This is a genomic window from Chromobacterium sp. INPA-IVC (assembly GCF_059047085.1).
In genome coordinates this window covers 391703-406864 of the sequence record NZ_JBTNLS010000005.1, presented here as the reverse complement: position 1 = coordinate 406864, position 15162 = coordinate 391703, and the positions used below count along the sequence as shown (strand labels likewise).

The 15162-nt window shown below is 67.3% G+C and carries 16 protein-coding genes; 5 read left to right on the top strand and 11 right to left on the bottom strand.

Features of this window, described 5'->3' with window-relative positions:
* Positions 1-133 precede the first annotated feature (133 nt).
* On the bottom strand, positions 134-601 hold the full coding sequence (locus tag ACX17K_RS11600) for a nuclear transport factor 2 family protein (protein ID WP_493774916.1): 468 nt from the start codon (positions 599-601) through the stop codon (positions 134-136).
* Positions 602-691: 90 nt separating this feature from the next.
* On the opposite strand from ACX17K_RS11600, the gene ACX17K_RS11595 reads away from it, so the two are divergent.
* On the top strand, positions 692-1249 hold the full coding sequence (locus ACX17K_RS11595; RefSeq protein ID WP_493774915.1) for a TetR/AcrR family transcriptional regulator: 558 nt from the start codon (positions 692-694) through the stop codon (positions 1247-1249).
* A 57-nt stretch (positions 1250-1306) separates the two neighbouring features.
* Entirely contained in the window at positions 1307-1801 is a 495-nt protein-coding gene (locus ACX17K_RS11590; protein ID WP_231162593.1) for a prolyl-tRNA synthetase associated domain-containing protein, read from the top strand.
* A 42-nt stretch (positions 1802-1843) separates the two neighbouring features.
* Here ACX17K_RS11590 and ACX17K_RS11585 read toward each other — a convergent pair whose 3' ends face one another.
* From ACX17K_RS11585 to ACX17K_RS11570, 4 genes are all read right to left on the bottom strand, one after another.
* Positions 1844-3196, bottom strand: a complete 1353-nt coding sequence (locus ACX17K_RS11585; protein WP_493774914.1) for an efflux transporter outer membrane subunit — start codon at positions 3194-3196, stop codon at positions 1844-1846.
* A gap of 2 nt (positions 3197-3198) precedes the next feature.
* Positions 3199-5133: a MacB family efflux pump subunit gene (locus ACX17K_RS11580; protein ID WP_493774913.1), complete on the bottom strand. Its 1935-nt coding sequence runs from the start codon at positions 5131-5133 to the stop codon at positions 3199-3201.
* Positions 5130-6323 (bottom strand): macrolide transporter subunit MacA, encoded by a 1194-nt coding sequence (gene macA / locus ACX17K_RS11575; protein WP_493774912.1) that lies wholly within the window; start codon positions 6321-6323, stop codon positions 5130-5132. Before macA ends, ACX17K_RS11580 begins: the two co-directional genes overlap by 4 nt.
* Before the next feature lie 128 nt (positions 6324-6451).
* Positions 6452-7357 carry a LysR family transcriptional regulator gene (locus tag ACX17K_RS11570; RefSeq protein WP_493774911.1) on the bottom strand — a complete coding sequence of 302 codons (906 nt, stop codon included), beginning with the start codon at positions 7355-7357 and terminating at the stop codon, positions 6452-6454.
* A 132-nt stretch (positions 7358-7489) separates the two neighbouring features.
* Here ACX17K_RS11570 and ACX17K_RS11565 point away from each other — a divergent pair, with 132 nt between their 5' ends.
* Both ACX17K_RS11565 and ACX17K_RS11560 read left to right on the top strand, forming a co-directional pair.
* Positions 7490-8248 (top strand): SDR family oxidoreductase, encoded by a 759-nt coding sequence (locus ACX17K_RS11565; RefSeq protein WP_493774910.1) that lies wholly within the window; start codon positions 7490-7492, stop codon positions 8246-8248.
* Positions 8249-8445: 197 nt separating this feature from the next.
* Entirely contained in the window at positions 8446-9141 is a 696-nt protein-coding gene (locus ACX17K_RS11560; protein ID WP_021476053.1) for a Crp/Fnr family transcriptional regulator, read from the top strand.
* Here ACX17K_RS11560 and ACX17K_RS11555 read toward each other — a convergent pair.
* From ACX17K_RS11555 to ACX17K_RS11540, 4 genes are read right to left on the bottom strand one after another with little or no spacing between them, the layout of a single operon-like run.
* Positions 9117-10400 carry a hypothetical protein gene (locus ACX17K_RS11555; RefSeq protein WP_493774909.1) on the bottom strand — a complete coding sequence of 428 codons (1284 nt, stop codon included), beginning with the start codon at positions 10398-10400 and terminating at the stop codon, positions 9117-9119. The two genes, ACX17K_RS11560 and ACX17K_RS11555, sit on opposite strands and share 25 nt — an antisense overlap.
* Positions 10400-10612: a DUF2249 domain-containing protein gene (locus tag ACX17K_RS11550; protein ID WP_493774908.1), complete on the bottom strand. Its 213-nt coding sequence runs from the start codon at positions 10610-10612 to the stop codon at positions 10400-10402. The genes ACX17K_RS11555 and ACX17K_RS11550 overlap by 1 nt, the downstream gene beginning before the upstream one ends.
* Positions 10602-11033 carry a hemerythrin domain-containing protein gene (locus ACX17K_RS11545; protein WP_493774907.1) on the bottom strand — a complete coding sequence of 144 codons (432 nt, stop codon included), beginning with the start codon at positions 11031-11033 and terminating at the stop codon, positions 10602-10604. Before ACX17K_RS11545 ends, ACX17K_RS11550 begins: the two co-directional genes overlap by 11 nt.
* 31 nt (positions 11034-11064) lie before the next feature.
* Complete coding sequence (locus ACX17K_RS11540; RefSeq protein ID WP_493774906.1) at positions 11065-12249, bottom strand: NnrS family protein; 1185 nt, start codon at positions 12247-12249, stop codon at positions 11065-11067.
* A 164-nt stretch (positions 12250-12413) separates the two neighbouring features.
* Here ACX17K_RS11540 and trpC point away from each other — a divergent pair, with 164 nt between their 5' ends.
* Positions 12414-13211, top strand: a complete 798-nt coding sequence (gene trpC, locus ACX17K_RS11535; protein ID WP_493774905.1) for an indole-3-glycerol phosphate synthase TrpC — start codon at positions 12414-12416, stop codon at positions 13209-13211.
* Between the two features lie 59 nt (positions 13212-13270).
* Here trpC and ACX17K_RS11530 read toward each other — a convergent pair whose 3' ends face one another.
* Together ACX17K_RS11530 and ACX17K_RS11525 are read right to left on the bottom strand one after the other, a co-directional pair.
* Positions 13271-14182, bottom strand: a complete 912-nt coding sequence (locus tag ACX17K_RS11530; protein ID WP_493774904.1) for a lipase secretion chaperone — start codon at positions 14180-14182, stop codon at positions 13271-13273.
* A gap of 1 nt (position 14183) precedes the next feature.
* On the bottom strand, positions 14184-15116 hold the full coding sequence (locus ACX17K_RS11525) for an esterase/lipase family protein (RefSeq protein WP_493774903.1): 933 nt from the start codon (positions 15114-15116) through the stop codon (positions 14184-14186).
* Positions 15117-15162: the final 46 nt, after the last annotated feature.

Sequence of the window (15162 nt, the reverse complement as noted above, 5' to 3'; positions counted from 1 at the left end):
GTCAACAGCATTTATACTAATCAGTTCGGCCGCTGGCTGTCCATCCGCCCCACGCAGAAAAGCCGCTCTCCGGAGCGGCTTGCGCGGTGCGGCCGCCTGCCGCGCATGATGGAACTGGCGTTTCAGGCCTGCCCTACAGTCCCAGCTCGCTCAGCCCGGGATGATCGTCCGGCCGCCGGCCCAGCGGCCAGAAGAACTTGCGTTCGGACTCCCTGATCGGCATGTCGTTGATGCTGGCGTGCCGATCGGTCATCAAGCCGTCGGCGCCGAACGCCCAGTTCTCGTTGCCGTAGCTGCGGTACCACTGGCCGGCGTCGTCGCGCCATTCATAAGCGAAGCGCACGGCAATGCGATTGCCGTCAAACGCCCAAAGTTCCTTGATCAGCCGGTAGTCCAGCTCGCGCCTCCATTTGCGCTCCAGCATGGCCTGCGCTTCGGTCCGGCCGCGCGGAAAATCGACGCGGTTGCGCCAGCGGGTGTCCAGGCTGTAGGCCAGCGCCACGCGCGCCGGATCGCGGCTGTTCCAGCCGTCTTCGGCCAGGCGGATCTTTTCGATCGCGGTTTCACGGGTGAACGGCGGCAGCGGAGGACGGGTTTCCATATCGGTTTCCTTTTCAAATTAAAGTAGACAGACCTGTCTACATACAAACCAGTCTAGACCAAAGTAGACAAGTCTGTCTACAATCACTTCATGAAATCGATTACGCCCACCGACATCGCCGCGCTGCCCGCCCGCGACCGCATCCTCGCCACCGCCCATCGGCTGTTCTATCAGGAAGGCCTGCGCGCCACCGGCATAGACCGGCTCATCGCCGAGTCCGGCGTCACCAAGGTCACCTTCTACCGCCACTTCCCCAGCAAGAACGACTTGATCCAGGCCTATCTGGAGCAACGCCACCGTCTCTGGATGGATTGGTTTCGCGCCGCGCTGGCGCGCCGAGACGGCCCGGCCGCGCTGGCGGACGCCATGCGCGAGTGGTTCGCCTCGGACGACTTCCGCGGCTGCGCCTTCATCAACGGCGCCGGAGAAATGCCGGCCGAGCCGGCGGTGATGGACGCAGCGCGGCGGCACAAGGCAGAGATGCGGCAAGCGATAGCCGAGCGGCTGCCGGAAGGCCCAGGCCAGGCCGAGATGGCGGAAATGCTGTCCCTGGCCGCAGACGGCGCCATCGTGCGCGCTCAGCTGGACGGCCAGGCGGACGCCGCGCTGGCGGCGCTGGAAAGCTTGATCGGAAAACTGGCGGGGTGACGCGCCGACATCGGCCGTGATAGTTTCGAAGGGAACGAAAACGCCGGAGACGCCCGCATGGAACATGCCCTGTACCGCTTGCTGGACGAGCAGCGGATCCCCTACCAACGCTTCGAGCATCCGCCGGTCTACACCTGCGAGGAAGCCGCCCGGCTGATCCCGGACCTGCCGGGCGCGGAATGCAAGAACCTGTTTTTATGCGACGCCAAGGGCCGCCGCCACTTCCTGGTGGCGGTGCCGGCGAACGCCGGCGTGGATATCAAGGCCTTGGGCGAAACGCTGGAGGTCAAGGGCCTGCGCTTCGCCTCGCCTGAACGGCTGAAGAAATACCTGGGGCTGGAACCGGGATCGGTGACGCTGCTGGCCGCGGTCAACGACCGCGATCATCAGGTGGAAGTGGTGGTGGATGACGCGCTGTGGGCGCGGGAGGCGATACTCTGCCACCCGCTGGTCAACACCGCCACGCTGAGCGTGCCGGTGGAAGGATTGGCGCGGCTGCTGGCGCACACCGGCCACGCGCCGCGCGTGATCGCGGTGCCGCGCCGCGACTAGCGCGGCTTGACGGCGGCCTGGTCAGCGGCCGGCCATTGCCTCTCAAGCGGGCGAAGCGCCTCCGCCCAAGGCCTTGTACAGATCCGCCAGGTTCTTCAGCCGCTCCAGATTCAAATCCAACAGTTTCTCCCTCGCCTGGCGCTCTCCGCGCGCGGCCTCCAGCCAGGACTGCATATCGGTCTCGCCAGCGCGGTAGCGGCTCTGGGCAAGCTGGGCGTTTCGCCCCGCCAAACGCAGCGCCTCGCTTTGCAGAGCGGAGCTGGCGGCCAGGCGTCGGCGCCCGTCCAATCCCTCTTCCACCTCGCGATAGGCGCCGTACAGCGTTTTGCGGAACTCCGCCTCCGCCAGCTGGTAGTCGGCCTCGCTGGATTTCAGCTTCAGATCCAGCCGCCGCCAATCGAGAAAAGGCAGGGACAGCGTCGCGCCCAGCCCCAGCTGCGCGGCCGGAGAGGCGCTGCCTCGGCTAAGGTCTCCGTTCAGGCTGAAACGCGGAAAGAAGTCCGCCCGGCGCTGCTCCGTATCGGCCAGCTTGGCCCGCAGCCGCGCCTCGGCCGCCTGCAAATCCGGCCTGCGGCGCAGCAAGTCGCCCGGCAGTCCGGCGGCGATGCCTGGCAACGGCGGTTGCGCCGCCAGCGGCGGGATGTCCGGCAGCCGCGCGCCCGGCGGCGCGTCCAGCAGCAGCGCCAGCGCGTTTTCCTTCTTGCGCAACGCCTCCCGCTGGCTCAACAGGCTGGCGCGCTGCGCCAACGCTTCGCTGTCCGCCTGGGTCGCATCCTGCTCGGCCAGCGCGCCGGCCTTCCATCTTGAACGCGCCAGCGCCTGCATGCGGACCGCGTCGGCCAGCGCCGCCTCGGCCAGTTCCAGCCTGGCCTTCTGCGCGGCGATATCCCAATACAAACCGGCGGCGGCGCTGTCGGACAGCAAGCCGGCGCTGATCTGGTCGTAGCGGCTGGCGGCGAAAGCCTCTCCCGCCGAACGCTGCGCGGCGTCCAGCCGTCCCCACAGGTCGACCTCGTAATCCACTTTCAGGCCTGCGCTATGACTGTTCGACCAAGCGCCGCCATCCAAAGGGCGGCTGCGGTTGCCCGATAGCGAACCGCTCAACGTCGGCCGCGCGTCGCTGTCGGCCAGGCCGGCCTCCAGCTGCGCCTTGCGCAACTTCAGCAGCGCGATCTCCAGATCGGGATTGCGGCTGCGCGCCTGGCTCAGCAACCGCAACAACGCCGGATCGGCGAAACCGCCCCACCACGCCTCGCGATCCATATCCTGACTCGCCTCGCCCGGCAGCGCCCATTGCGCCGGCGTCCGCAAGGGCTGCCGCTGATACGGCGTGGCCTGGCAGCCGGCCAGCAAGGCAGCCAGCGCCAACCATGTCCATCTCTTGTGCTTGTCCATTTTCACTCCCGCGCCAGCGCGTCTATCGGGTTCAGCCTGGCGGCGCTACGCGCCGGCAAAAAGCCGAACAGCACGCCGATCAGCGACGAGCACGCCACCGCCAGCAGGATGGCCGTCGGCGACAGCGACATCGTCCACGAACTGACGAATAGCGCGAACACGAAGCTGATGCCATAGGACAGCATCACGCCGATGGCGCCGCCGACCAGGCAAACCAGCACCGCTTCGGTCAGGAACTGCTGCAGCACGTCTCCCTGGCGCGCGCCCACCGCCATCCGGATGCCGATCTCGCGGGTGCGCTCGGTCACCGAGACCAGCATGATGTTCATCACGCCGATGCCGCCCACCACCAATGAAATCACCGCGATCAGCGTCAGCAGCAAGGCTAGCGTGCGGCTGGTGCTTTCCACCGTTTTCAGCACGTCTTCCATATTGTGGGTAAAGAAATCCTTGCCGCCGTGGCGCTGGGTCAGCAGCGCGGTGATGGCTTTTTCCGCCAGTTTGGTGGGCTGGCCGTCCTTCACCCGGATCACGAAGCGGTCGAAATGCTGCTGGCCGAACAAGCGGCTGGCGGTGGTGGAATACGGCATCCACAGCTGCAGCGAATTGCCGCCGAAACCGCGGTCGCGCTGCGCCACCACGCCGATCACCGTCGCCGGCACCGTGCCCACCAGAATCACCCGGCCCACCGCCTCGCCGTCGCCGAACAGCTTGCGGCGGGCATTCTTGTCCAGCAGCGCCACCTGGCGCTGCATGCGGATGTCGTCGCGGCTGAAACCCTGGCCCTCGGCCAGCTTCATGCCCTGCACGCGGAAGAAATCCGGCCCCACGCCGCTGACCGAGCCGTTGACGTCGACATTGCGGTAGCGGATGCGCTGCGGCTGCGTGGTTTCCGGCGTCACGCTGTCGACGTAGCCCTCCTCCGCCAGCGCGGCGATGTCGCCCGGCAGGAAGGTGCGGATGCCTTCGGCCTTGTCGTCGCCCCAGTCCTTGCCGCGGAACACGGTGATGGTCTGGGTGCCCATCGCGCGGATGTCGTTGAGCACGTAGTCGCGCGCGCCCTCGCCGATGGCGATGATGGACACCACCGAGGTGATGCCGATGACGATGCCCAGCATGGTCAGCGCGGTGCGCAGCCGGTTGGACAACATGGCCAGCATCGCCATCTTGAACGCCTCGGCCATTCGCTCTCGCGGGGACGGGCCGCCATCGGCCCGCGCCTCCTCGTCTCCGGCTTCGGCAACAGGCTTCGCCGCGCCGCTGTCGCGCAGGATTTCGCCGTCGCGGATTTCGATCACGCGGTCGGTTTGCGCGGCGATGGCCGGATCGTGGGTGACGATGATCACGGTATGGCCGGCGGCGTTCAGCTCCTTCAGGATGCGCATCACCTCTTCGCCGCTGCGGCTGTCCAGCGCGCCGGTCGGCTCGTCGGCCAGAATGATGCGGCCGCCGTTCATCAGCGCGCGGGCGATGGATACCCGCTGTTGCTGGCCGCCGGACAGCTGCCCGGGCCGATGATGCTCCTTGCCCGCCAAGCCCAGCCGCGCCAGCAGCGCCTGCGCCCGCTCGCGCCGCACATGCAGCGCCATGCCGGCGTAAACGGCGGGCATGGCGACATTGTCCAAGGCCGACAGATGCGGCAGCAGGTGGTAGCGCTGGAAGATGAAGCCGAAATGCTCGCGCCTGAGCGCGGCCAGCTGGTCGCCGTCCAGGCGGCCGGCATCGCGCCCGGCCACTCGGTAGCGCCCTGCCGACGGCTGGTCCAGGCAACCCAGAATATTCATCAGCGTGGACTTGCCGGAGCCGGACGCGCCGACGATGGCCACCATCTCGCCCGGCGCGATGCTCAGCGACACATCCTTCAGCACCGCCACCTCGTCCTCGCCGGACGGAAACCGCCGCCAGACACCATCCAGCTGAAGGCCGGCCCCGCTCACGCGCTCACCATCACGGCGCCGCCCTCTTCCGGCTTGTCAGCCTGCTCGCCGGTCACCACCTGTTCGCCTGCCTTCAAACCGTCCAGCACCTGAGCGCGGGTGGAGGTTTTCAGGCCGACGCGCACCTGCCGCTCTTCCAGCTTGCCATCCTTGCCCTTCACCTTAACCGCGTAGCGCCCGTCCTTGCCGGCCGCGCCCAGCGCCGACAGCGGCACGCTCAGCGCCCCATCCACGCGGGAGAGCACGATGCTGACCTGGGTGGTCATGTCCACCCGCAGCTTGCCCTCTGGATTCGGCACGTCGAACAGCGCCTTGTAGAACATGGCGTTATTGATCTTTTCCGGCATCGGCAGGATGGCGCGCAGCTTGCCCCAGTAACGCTTATCCGGCGCGCCCAGCACGGTGAAGTACACCGGCAGGCCGGACTTGATGCGGATCACGTCGGCTTCGGCCACATAGGCGCGCACCGTCACCTTGCTCAGATCGGCCAGCTTGAGGATCACCGGCACCGTCTGGGTGGCGATCACGGTCTGGCCCTGCTGGGTGACGATCTCCAACACCTCGCCGCTCATCGGCGCCAGGATGCGGGTATAGCCCAGCTTGGTGCGCCGGCTGTCCAGCTGCGACTGGTCCTGGCGGATCTGCGCCTGCAGCTCCGCCAATCCGGCTTTCAAAGCTTGATAATTGGTATCGGCCGCCAGCAAGTCCTTGTCCGAGGTGGAGCCCTCGGCATGCATGCGGCGCTGGCGCGCCAGCTCTTGCTCGGCCTGCCGCAGCGCGGCCTGCTTGGCCTGGCGCTGCGCGACGCGCGCGTCCAGCGAGGCCTCGGCGGCGCGCAAATCGTTCAGGCTGTCTTCCGGGTCGATCTCGGCCAGCAACTCGCCCTGCTTCACCCTGTCGCCCGCCTCCACCTTCAGCGATTTCAGCTGGCCGTTGGCCTGGGCGCCGACATCCACCTGCCGCAGCGCCTGGATCACGCCGCTGGCCAGCACCAGATCCTCCAGCTCGCCGCGTTCCACCTTGGCGGTCAGCACCGGCGGCGGCGGGTCCTCCGCCAGCCAGCGGTGCGCGGCCCAGCCGGCCAGAGCCAAAACCGCCAACAAAACCGCGGCGTTGCGCCACGGCCGCTTGCCGAATCCCCAACTCTGGAAGCGCCGCCACAAAGCGGCCAACCCGCTCGCGGGGCGCAACAAAATGCCAAACCATTGCCTGAACCGCATCATCACCAACAATTCGTTAACAAAAGCAAACCTTGTCAGGCAATTTAGTTACAAAGTAGTTCCACCCGCGCCTTGTTCAGCGCCTTCTCATAAAGCCGCTACTCCAGCCGCAAGCACTCGCGCAGCAGCGCGGATGCCCACTCGACAAACACCTGCACCCGCCGCGACAGATGCCTGCGATGCGGATACAGCACCGATACCGGCATAGCCGGCGGCGGCCAATCGGCCAGCACTTCCACCAACGCTCCCGCCGCCACATGCGGCTCGGCGTCGTAACGCGGCAACTGGATCAGGCCCAATCCGGCCAGCGCGCAGGCGATATAGCTTTCCACCTGGTTGACTCTGACCTGGGACCTCAACGCCAGCTCGCGCCGCTCGCCGTCTTGCAGATACTCCCAGGCGAACACCTTGCCGGTGGACGGCGACGCGTAGTTGACCGCGCGATGGCCAGCCAGCTCGTCCGGCGAGGCCGGCGCGCCGAAAGTGGCCAGATAATCCGGGCTGGCGTAATTACCCTGCGGCAGCATGCCGATCCGGCGCGCCACCAGCCGCGACTCGGCCAGAGCGCCAACGCGGATCACGCAGTCGACGCCTTCCTGGATCAAATCCACCGGCCTGTCGGTCACCCCCAGCTCCAGCTCGATGTCGGGATACTGCGCAAAGAATGCCGGCAACGCCGGTGCCAGCACCTGCCGCCCGATCGGCCCCGGCACGTCTATCCGCAGCTTGCCGCGCGGGCTGGCGCCCTGCTGGTTGAACAGCGATTCCAGCTCATCGAAATCCGCCAATAGCTGCTGGCAGCGCTCATAGAAGGTGCCGCCGTCCAGCGTCAACTGCACCCGCCGCGTGGTCCGGTGCAGCAGCCGCGCGCCCAACTGCGCTTCCAATTGCTGCACCGCGCTGGACACCGTGGCCCGCGGCAGCTGCAACTGCTGCGCCGCCCGGGTGAAGCCGCCGCAATCGACGACGGCGGCGAACACCCGCATCGCCATGACTCTATCCATGACCGCTCCAATTAGTACGTTTTTCTGGACAGTGTAAACAATAAAGCGGCGTTTATCCGGATTGATGCCAGCAATACACTGCAAAGCGTCAACAGCAAGCCGCGCCAGCGGCGAACCCAACGGAGAACTGACATGAGCCAAGCCAACTTTGCAGGACAAGTCGCACTGATCATCGGCGCATCGCGCAATATGGGCCGCGCCTTCGCCGAAGCGCTGGCCGCCGACGGCGCCGCCGTCGCCATCCACTACCACAGCGCAAGCTCCCGCACCGGCGCCGAAGAAGCCGCCGCCGCGATTCAAGCCGCCGGCGGCCAGGCCTTCGCGGTCCAGGCCGACGTCACCAAGGTGGCGGAAGTCCGCCGCCTGTTCGACGCGGTGGAAGACCGCTTCGGCCACGTCGACATCCTGATCAACACCGCCGGCATGATGGTGAAGAAAGCGATCACCGAAGTCAGCGAGGAAGAGTTCGACGCCATCTTCGCGCTGAACGCCAAGGCCGCGTTCTTCGCGCTGCAGGAAGCCGGCCGCCGCATCCGCGACAACGGCCGCATCGTCAGCGTCGGCACCTCGCTGCTGGCCGCCACTACCGGCCATTACGGCGCTTACGCCGGCAGCAAGGCGCCGCTGGAGGACTTCACCCGCGCGCTGGCCAAGGAAATCGGCCACCGCGGCGTCACCGTCAACGTGGTCGCCCCCGGCCCGATGGACACCGAGTTCTTCTACGCAGCGGAAACGCCGGAAGCGGTCGCCTACCTGAAGCGCACCAGCATCAACGGCGAGCTGGGCCAAGTGGCCGACCTGGTGCCGCTGGTCAAGCATCTGGTTTCGCCGGAAAACCGCTGGACCACCGCCCAGACCCTGTTCATCAACGGCGGCTTCGTCTCCCGCTAAGCTCCCTCTGCTCAGAAAAGCCGCCGCCAGGCGGCTTTCTCACTCATGCGGCCTGGGCAAAGGACCCGCTTCCGCATCACGCCTTTCTGCGTCAAGCGCCCGGAAAAACCTGTCGGCTGGCAAATATCGCGCTTTGCTAATAATTCGCGGGATGAGTTAGCATCCACCATCGCCACACCGATTCCGAAAGCCCCGCCATGTCCCAGATCGACATCATCCAGCACCTGCGCCACCAACCCTTGTTCCAGCGGCTATCGGACAGGCAACTGGCCACGCTGGAGCCTCACGTGCACGCCAAGCGCGGCGACAGGGGACAGCTGCTGTTTCAGCGCGGCGACGAATGCGACGGCATGTACGTGGTGGTGTACGGCAAGGTGAAGCTGGCGATTCCCTCGCCGCAGGGCGTGGAGAAGGTGGTGGAGATCATCCACCCCGGCCAGAGCTTCGCCGAGGCGGTGATGTTCCTGGGCAAGCCCTACCCGGTGCTGGCCCAGTTGCTGGAAGACAGCCTGCTGCTGCACATCGGCGCGGCCGGCGTGTTCCAGGCATTGGCCGAGGACCCGGGCTTCGCGCGCAATATGCTGGCCGGCATGTCGCTGCGCCTGCACGGCATGGTGCGGGACGTGGAGCGCTACTCGGTGGAAACCGCGCTGCAGCGCGTGATCGGCTACCTGCTGCAGCAAATGGACGACGCGCCCGCCGGCGAGAAAGTCGTGCTGACGCTGGAAGCCAACAAGAACCTGATCGCTTCCCGCCTGAACCTGACGCCGGAAACCTTCTCCCGCGTGCTGCAGCAATTGAGCAAGGCCGGCCTGGTGGAAGTCGATGGCAAGGACGTCGCCCTGCTCGACCCCGCCGCGCTGGCCGACTACGGCATGACGCCGGCCGCCTGAGCCTCCCTCCAGTTTCGCGCGCAGGCGCGGTGGCGCCATACCGCCCTCCCCGCGTCCCAAGCCACTCGCGCGGCCAGCGCGCATGTTCCAGCGCCTGCCGCGACTCCCGGCAGCCCCCCCAAGGCCAGCGCGCACCCCGTCGCCAGGCAGGCTGAAAACACAAACAGGCATCGACGCTGCGCCGATTCCGGCAGCAGCGCCAGCGTGGCCGGCGGCCGCGCGCCGGGCGGCGCCCTGCGCTGCAGGTCCAGCCACAGCAGGAAGGGCAATATCTTGTAGAACATGCCCAGCACCGCGCCTGCGCCCAGTCCGAACAGCAGCAGCCAGCCGCTCAACGCCGCCCAGCCGGCGGCCAGCAGATCCGCGGCGACAAGCCAGGCCGCCAGCAGCCCCAGCGCCAATGCCGCCATCGCCATTTGCCAGAAGCGCCGCCCGCAGTCTCCGGGACGCCGGCTTCGCCGCTGCAAGCGCCAAGTCATGGCGGCAAAGGCCAGCGCCACCATCCATGCCGGCAGCCAGGCCAGCCAACTCGCCGTCAACTGCCATCCCAAACCGGACGCCAGCAACGACGCAGGCCAAATCATCGCGGCATGCCGCATCCAGCACGCCGGATACGCCGGCGTGATCTGGAACATCGGCACCACCGTGGCCGCCACCGCCATGATCAGGCCCAGCAGCCATCCGCCCAGCGCCCACAGCGCATGCCAATCCAGCAAGGTTTTCCAAGGCAGCGGCCAGGCCGCGCCCAGGGTGCCCGCCAGGGCGATGCCCAAGCCGGCGGCGGCCAACAGCGCGGCCAACGCCGACGCCATGCCGCGGGTGGTCGCATCGCGCGCCGGACTCTTGGCGATGCCATGCAGGCCGAAGCCGGCGAAAACCAGCAAGGCCCAGCCCAACAGCGCGGCGGCCGGCAGCAACAGCGCCGGCAGGAAGCCATTCAAAAAAGCCGCAGCCAGCAGGCCGCAGCCAAGCTGCAATGGCCAGAACAGCGCATGCAGCAGCAAACGGGGGCGGGAAAACGATACTCCGGCCACCACCGCCAGGATCTGCAGCGCCGCACCGAACATCGCGTTGCCCAGCGCGCCCAGCGCCAACAGGTGCGCGGCGGCTAGCGCCGCCGGGTCGAAGCGGTCCAGCGGACCGGGCCCCGCCGACATCAGGCACAAGCCGGCGATGAACAGCCAGCACGGCGACGCCAGCAGAAAAGGCAGGGGAAGGCCCAGCGGCGGCGCCCGGTCATAGGACGGCCACCCCTGCATCAGCTGCGCTCCATGACCAGCAGCACGCCGCCGTCGCCCGATAATTCGAAGCGGTAAGCCAGGCCGGCCATCCTGTCCAGCAAAGGCAGCAAGGGGGTCGGAAAATGCGGCAGCACGAAGCTGACCGACTGGCCCGGCAACAAGAGCTCGGCCTCGCCCAGCACGATGTCCATCGGCTCCGGCGGCGGCAGATCGCGCAGGTCAAGCGACATGGCCGGCCTCCTCCAGCAAGCGCCCCAGATCCGGCACGCATTGCTCGCACATCGGATACAGGATGTTCTCCTCCTTCATATTGTGCTGCTGAGTCAGGATCAGCAGCGTGTCGGCCTCGGCCAGAAAATTGTCACCGTCGCGCGCGGCCAGCGCCTGGGCCATGCCATCCAGCAACTGCCGCATCTGCGCATGCTCGGCGCGCATCACCACGGTGGGGCCGGCCCGCATGCCGCTGGCCTGTTCGAAGGCGGGGAACAGCCTCTCTTCCTCCAGCCGGAAGTGGCCCTCCATCTCGCCGCGCATCGCGGCGAAAGCGGATTCGGCAGCGGGCCAGTCCTGCGCGCGCGCGGCTTGCTCGGCGTCGGCGAAACGGGCGTCGCAGTCCCGGTGCTGGCCGGTCAATAGTTCGGATGGGGTCATGATGGTCTCCAGTTTGAAATTTGTAAGCCGATCAACCGTCTTTGCCGTCGGCGCGCGGACGCAGGTAAACCGGCAGGAAGCGGCTGCCCCACAGCAGCAGGGTCAGCAGCCACCCCGCCGCGGCCAAGCCGTACATGCCGGCGCGCCAGCCGACCGGCAGCAAATCCGCGACCACGCGGGCCAGCGCCAGCCACTGAGCGGCCAGATACAGCCCCCACAAGGCCTTGCCGGCCTCCAGCGGCTGCCCGGAATGGCCCAGCGATACCCGCGACACGAAGGCGATCATCATGGTCAGGAAGAAGCCGACCGAGATCGCGTGCAGCGGCGCCCAGGCCAGGCCGCCCAGCGCGCCCTGCCAGGCGTACAGCGCGAAGCCGACAGCCAGCCAGGCGAAAGACAGATGCAGCATGGCCAGCAGCTTCACCCGCAGCGAGGCCAGCAGCCCCCAGCGCCAGCTGGTGTAGCCAAACAAGACGGCCAGCGCCAGATCCAGGCCCCAGGACGGCCAGCCAGCGATGGACAACAGGCCGTGCCCCAGAGAGCCGCCCAGCATCGCCGCCAACAGCCACCACGGCCGCCAGGGCTGATACGGCGCCAGCGCGCTGGAGGAGAAGAACGGCAGCATGCGGTGGCACACGGTCAGGAATACCGGCAGCAGGAAACCCCACAAGGTCAGGTCCCGCATCCACAGCCAGCCGCGGACATCGCCGCTCAACAGCCAATAGCCGGCCGCGCCAAGCGCCAGGACGCCGATACCGAAAGCCGACAGCACCGCCCAGGCATGGCGCCGATCCGGCGCCGGGCTGGCCAGCAACAAGCGCGCGAAGCCTCCGGCCAGGCCGAGAAAACCCAGGCTGTACACCAGATGGCCGGCCAGCAGCCAAACGCCACCCACTGCCGCGCCGGCCAGCCACAACAGCAGGCCCGCAGCCAGCAACGCCGGCGTCAGCAGATAGGCCCCGCGCCCGGGCGGCGGCACATTCAGCCAGCGCGGTCCGGCGGTGAACAGAAAACCGGTCATGAACAAGGGAAAGAAACCGAACAGCATCAGGAAGCCGTGGGCCAGCATCGCCGGCAACGCCAAGGGCAAACCGAGGCCGAACAGGCGCGCCGCGAGTTCGGCGCTCCAGCCGGCCAGCAACAAGATGGCCAGCAGCATGCCGGGCAGGAACGCCGCCCGGTGTGGGGCGGAAAAGAAAGGATGAGCGCGCGCCATGGCGAAACTCCGACGGGTGGGTGTGACCGCAGTATCCAGCCCGGCGGAGAGAACGAGAATGATTTGAATCAAGCATCCGAAACGATGTCCGCCCCGCCGGGCTTGCCATCCCGCCTGATGTTCTGCATGATGGCCCATTCGTTGTTGTCAACATAGAAGCCAGCATGTCCGACATTCTCAACACCATCATCGCCACCAAACATCAGGAAATCGCCGCCGCGCTGGCCAGCCGGCCGCTGTCCTCGGTGCGGGCCGACGCCGAAGCGCGCGGCGACCGACGCGATTTCGTCGCCGCCCTGCGCGCCAAGCACGCGCTGGGCAAAGCCGCCGTCATCTCCGAGATCAAGAAAGCCAGTCCCAGCAAAGGCGTGATCCGCGAGGACTTCCGGCCTGCCGCCATCGCCGAGAGCTATGCCGCCCATGGCGCAGCCTGCCTGTCGGTGCTGACCGACCGCCAATATTTCCAGGGCGACGCGAGCTATCTGGAGGCGGCGCGCGCCGCCTGCCACCTGCCGGTACTGCGCAAGGACTTCATCGTCGACGACTACCAAGTGTACGAAGCCCGCGCGATGGGCGCCGACTGCATCCTGCTGATCGCCGCCGCACTGGAACTGCCCAAGATGAAGGCGCTGGAAACGCTGGCCAACGAATTGGGCATGGCCGTGCTGGTGGAAGTCCACAACGAAGAAGAGCTGGATGCCGCGCTGCAGTTGAAAACCGAGCTGGTGGGCGTCAACAACCGCAACCTGCGCACCTTCGAGGTGAGCCTGGCCACCACGCTTAAGCTGCTGCCGCGCATCACCGACGGCCGCATCGCCATTACCGAAAGCGGCATCGCCACCATCGAGGACGTGCGGCTGATGCAAGCCAGCGGCGTGCACACCTTCCTGGTCGGCGAGGCCTTCATGCGCGAGGCCGAGCCGGGCGAGGCGCTGAGCCGTCTGTTCTTCGCCCACGCCTAAGCGAAGCCGCTCCACGAAAAACAGGCGCCCTTGGGCGCCTGTTTCGTTTTCCGCATCGGTCAGTTGGGCAAATACGCCGGCAGGCGCAGCGCCTCCTGCGGCGAAAACCGCTGAGACTGCAGTTGGGCGACCGCTTGCTGCCGCTGCTGCGCGCTCAGTCCGCCGTTGGCGAGAATGGCCGTCCGCTCGCTCTTGAAGTCGTCCAGCCGCTTCTGCCAGCCGGCCTGCTCCCGATCCAGCTCGCCCAGCCGGTCCGCCGCCGCCTGTCCCACCATGCCGGAGCGCAGTTGATAGAGCTGCTGCTCGTCCCCGCCCCCTTGCCGCAGCCGGGCCTCGGCATCGGCCAACGCCAGATGCTTGACCGGCTCCTCCCGGGCGGCCCGCAGCGCGGGCGGCAACTGGTTCTCCAGCTGCGCGACCAACCGCTGCTTGTCGGCGGCGCTCAGCGCCGGATTGGCCTCTATCGCCAACCGCCTGACGGTGAAGTCATCGTAGCGGTCTTCGTCGCCGAACAAGCCGTCCAGTTCAAGCTGGCTGAAATACTGCCGCCTGGCCGCCTGCACCAGCTCCAGCCTGCGCGACAGGTCGGTGGCCGCCGCGGCTTCCTTGCCTGCCAGCGAGCGCTTGTAGGCGACATAGCGGTCGAACAGCCCCATCGCCTGCGTCAGCGCCCCGCCTCCCAGCGCTCGCTTGAGCTGGCTCTGCAACTCGGTCCGGATGGTGGCCAGATCGCGCTCGCCCAGCGTGGCCAGGTAGTAGTCGAACAGCTGGCGCAACTGCTGATCGACCACCAGCTTGCCGCCGGTTTCGGCGGCGGCGCCGTCCGGCCGGGTGCCGACCAGCGACGCCGCGAAGCCGCCGCGCGAAGCCTGGCGGGCGGCGGCGGCCTCCGAGTGCGCGCCATCCGGCCAGACCCACCAGGCCAGCAGGGCGGCGCAGACCGCCGCCAGCATCAAGCCGAGGCGGCGCATGTCACAGCCCCGCGTTTTTCAGCCGGTTGGCCTGCTGGCGATACAGCGAGACCGGGCTCACCTCGAACAGGCTGACCAGACCGAAGCTCTGATTGATCTCGTTGACGTGGTTCATCTTGTAGTCATCGCGGATCACCTGGCCCAGGTGGGCCGAGCACACGCCAACCAGGCCATCGGACGGCGTGGAGCCGAAAGCCAGGCCCAGCACGCCCATCGGCACGGTCAGCGGATCCAGGACATTGGTGGTGGTGGCGGCGCCGGTCCACGAGTAGTAACGCACGCCGTTGGCCTGGTAAGCGCCCTCGCCGCAAGCCGAAGCCGGCACGCCGCCCGGGAATTTGGCGCTGAACGCCAGCGAGCCGGCGGTGGTCAGCGAATTCAACGCGTCGACCGGCTGCTGCGGCAGATCGCTGGTGCCGGAGAAGAAGGCCAGCACTTTGACGAACGCCCCCGTCACGGCGGCGGCCACGGTTTCACTGACCGATCCCGGAGGCGCGACGCCGCGGACGATGTCGGCCACGACCGAGCCCTTGTTGACGCCGCCGACGGTGGTGACCGAAGCCACCAGGTCCGGCCGCACGCCCGCCACATAGCGCGCGGTGGGCGCGCCCTGGCTGTGGCCGATCAGGTTGACCTTCTGCGCGCCGGTGATGGCCAGGATGCGCTGCACCTGCTGCAACAGCTGTTCGCCGCGCATCTCATTGCTGCCAGTAGCCGACACTTCGGCGACGAAAACCTGCGCGCCATCCTCCTTCAAGGCTGCCGGCACGCGGTAGAAGTAATCGACGCCCAGCACCTGGCCGAAGCCGAACAGGCCGTGCACCAACACGATGGGGTAGCGGGTCTGGGTATAGCCGGAGGATGCGTGGGCCGAAGCGAACGGCAGCAGCAACAAGGCAAGCAAGAAGGCAGTGCGTGACAACAGCTGTTTCATTATCTCTCCCGTTATATCGTGATTTCGTGCCGCCGGGATGGCGGCC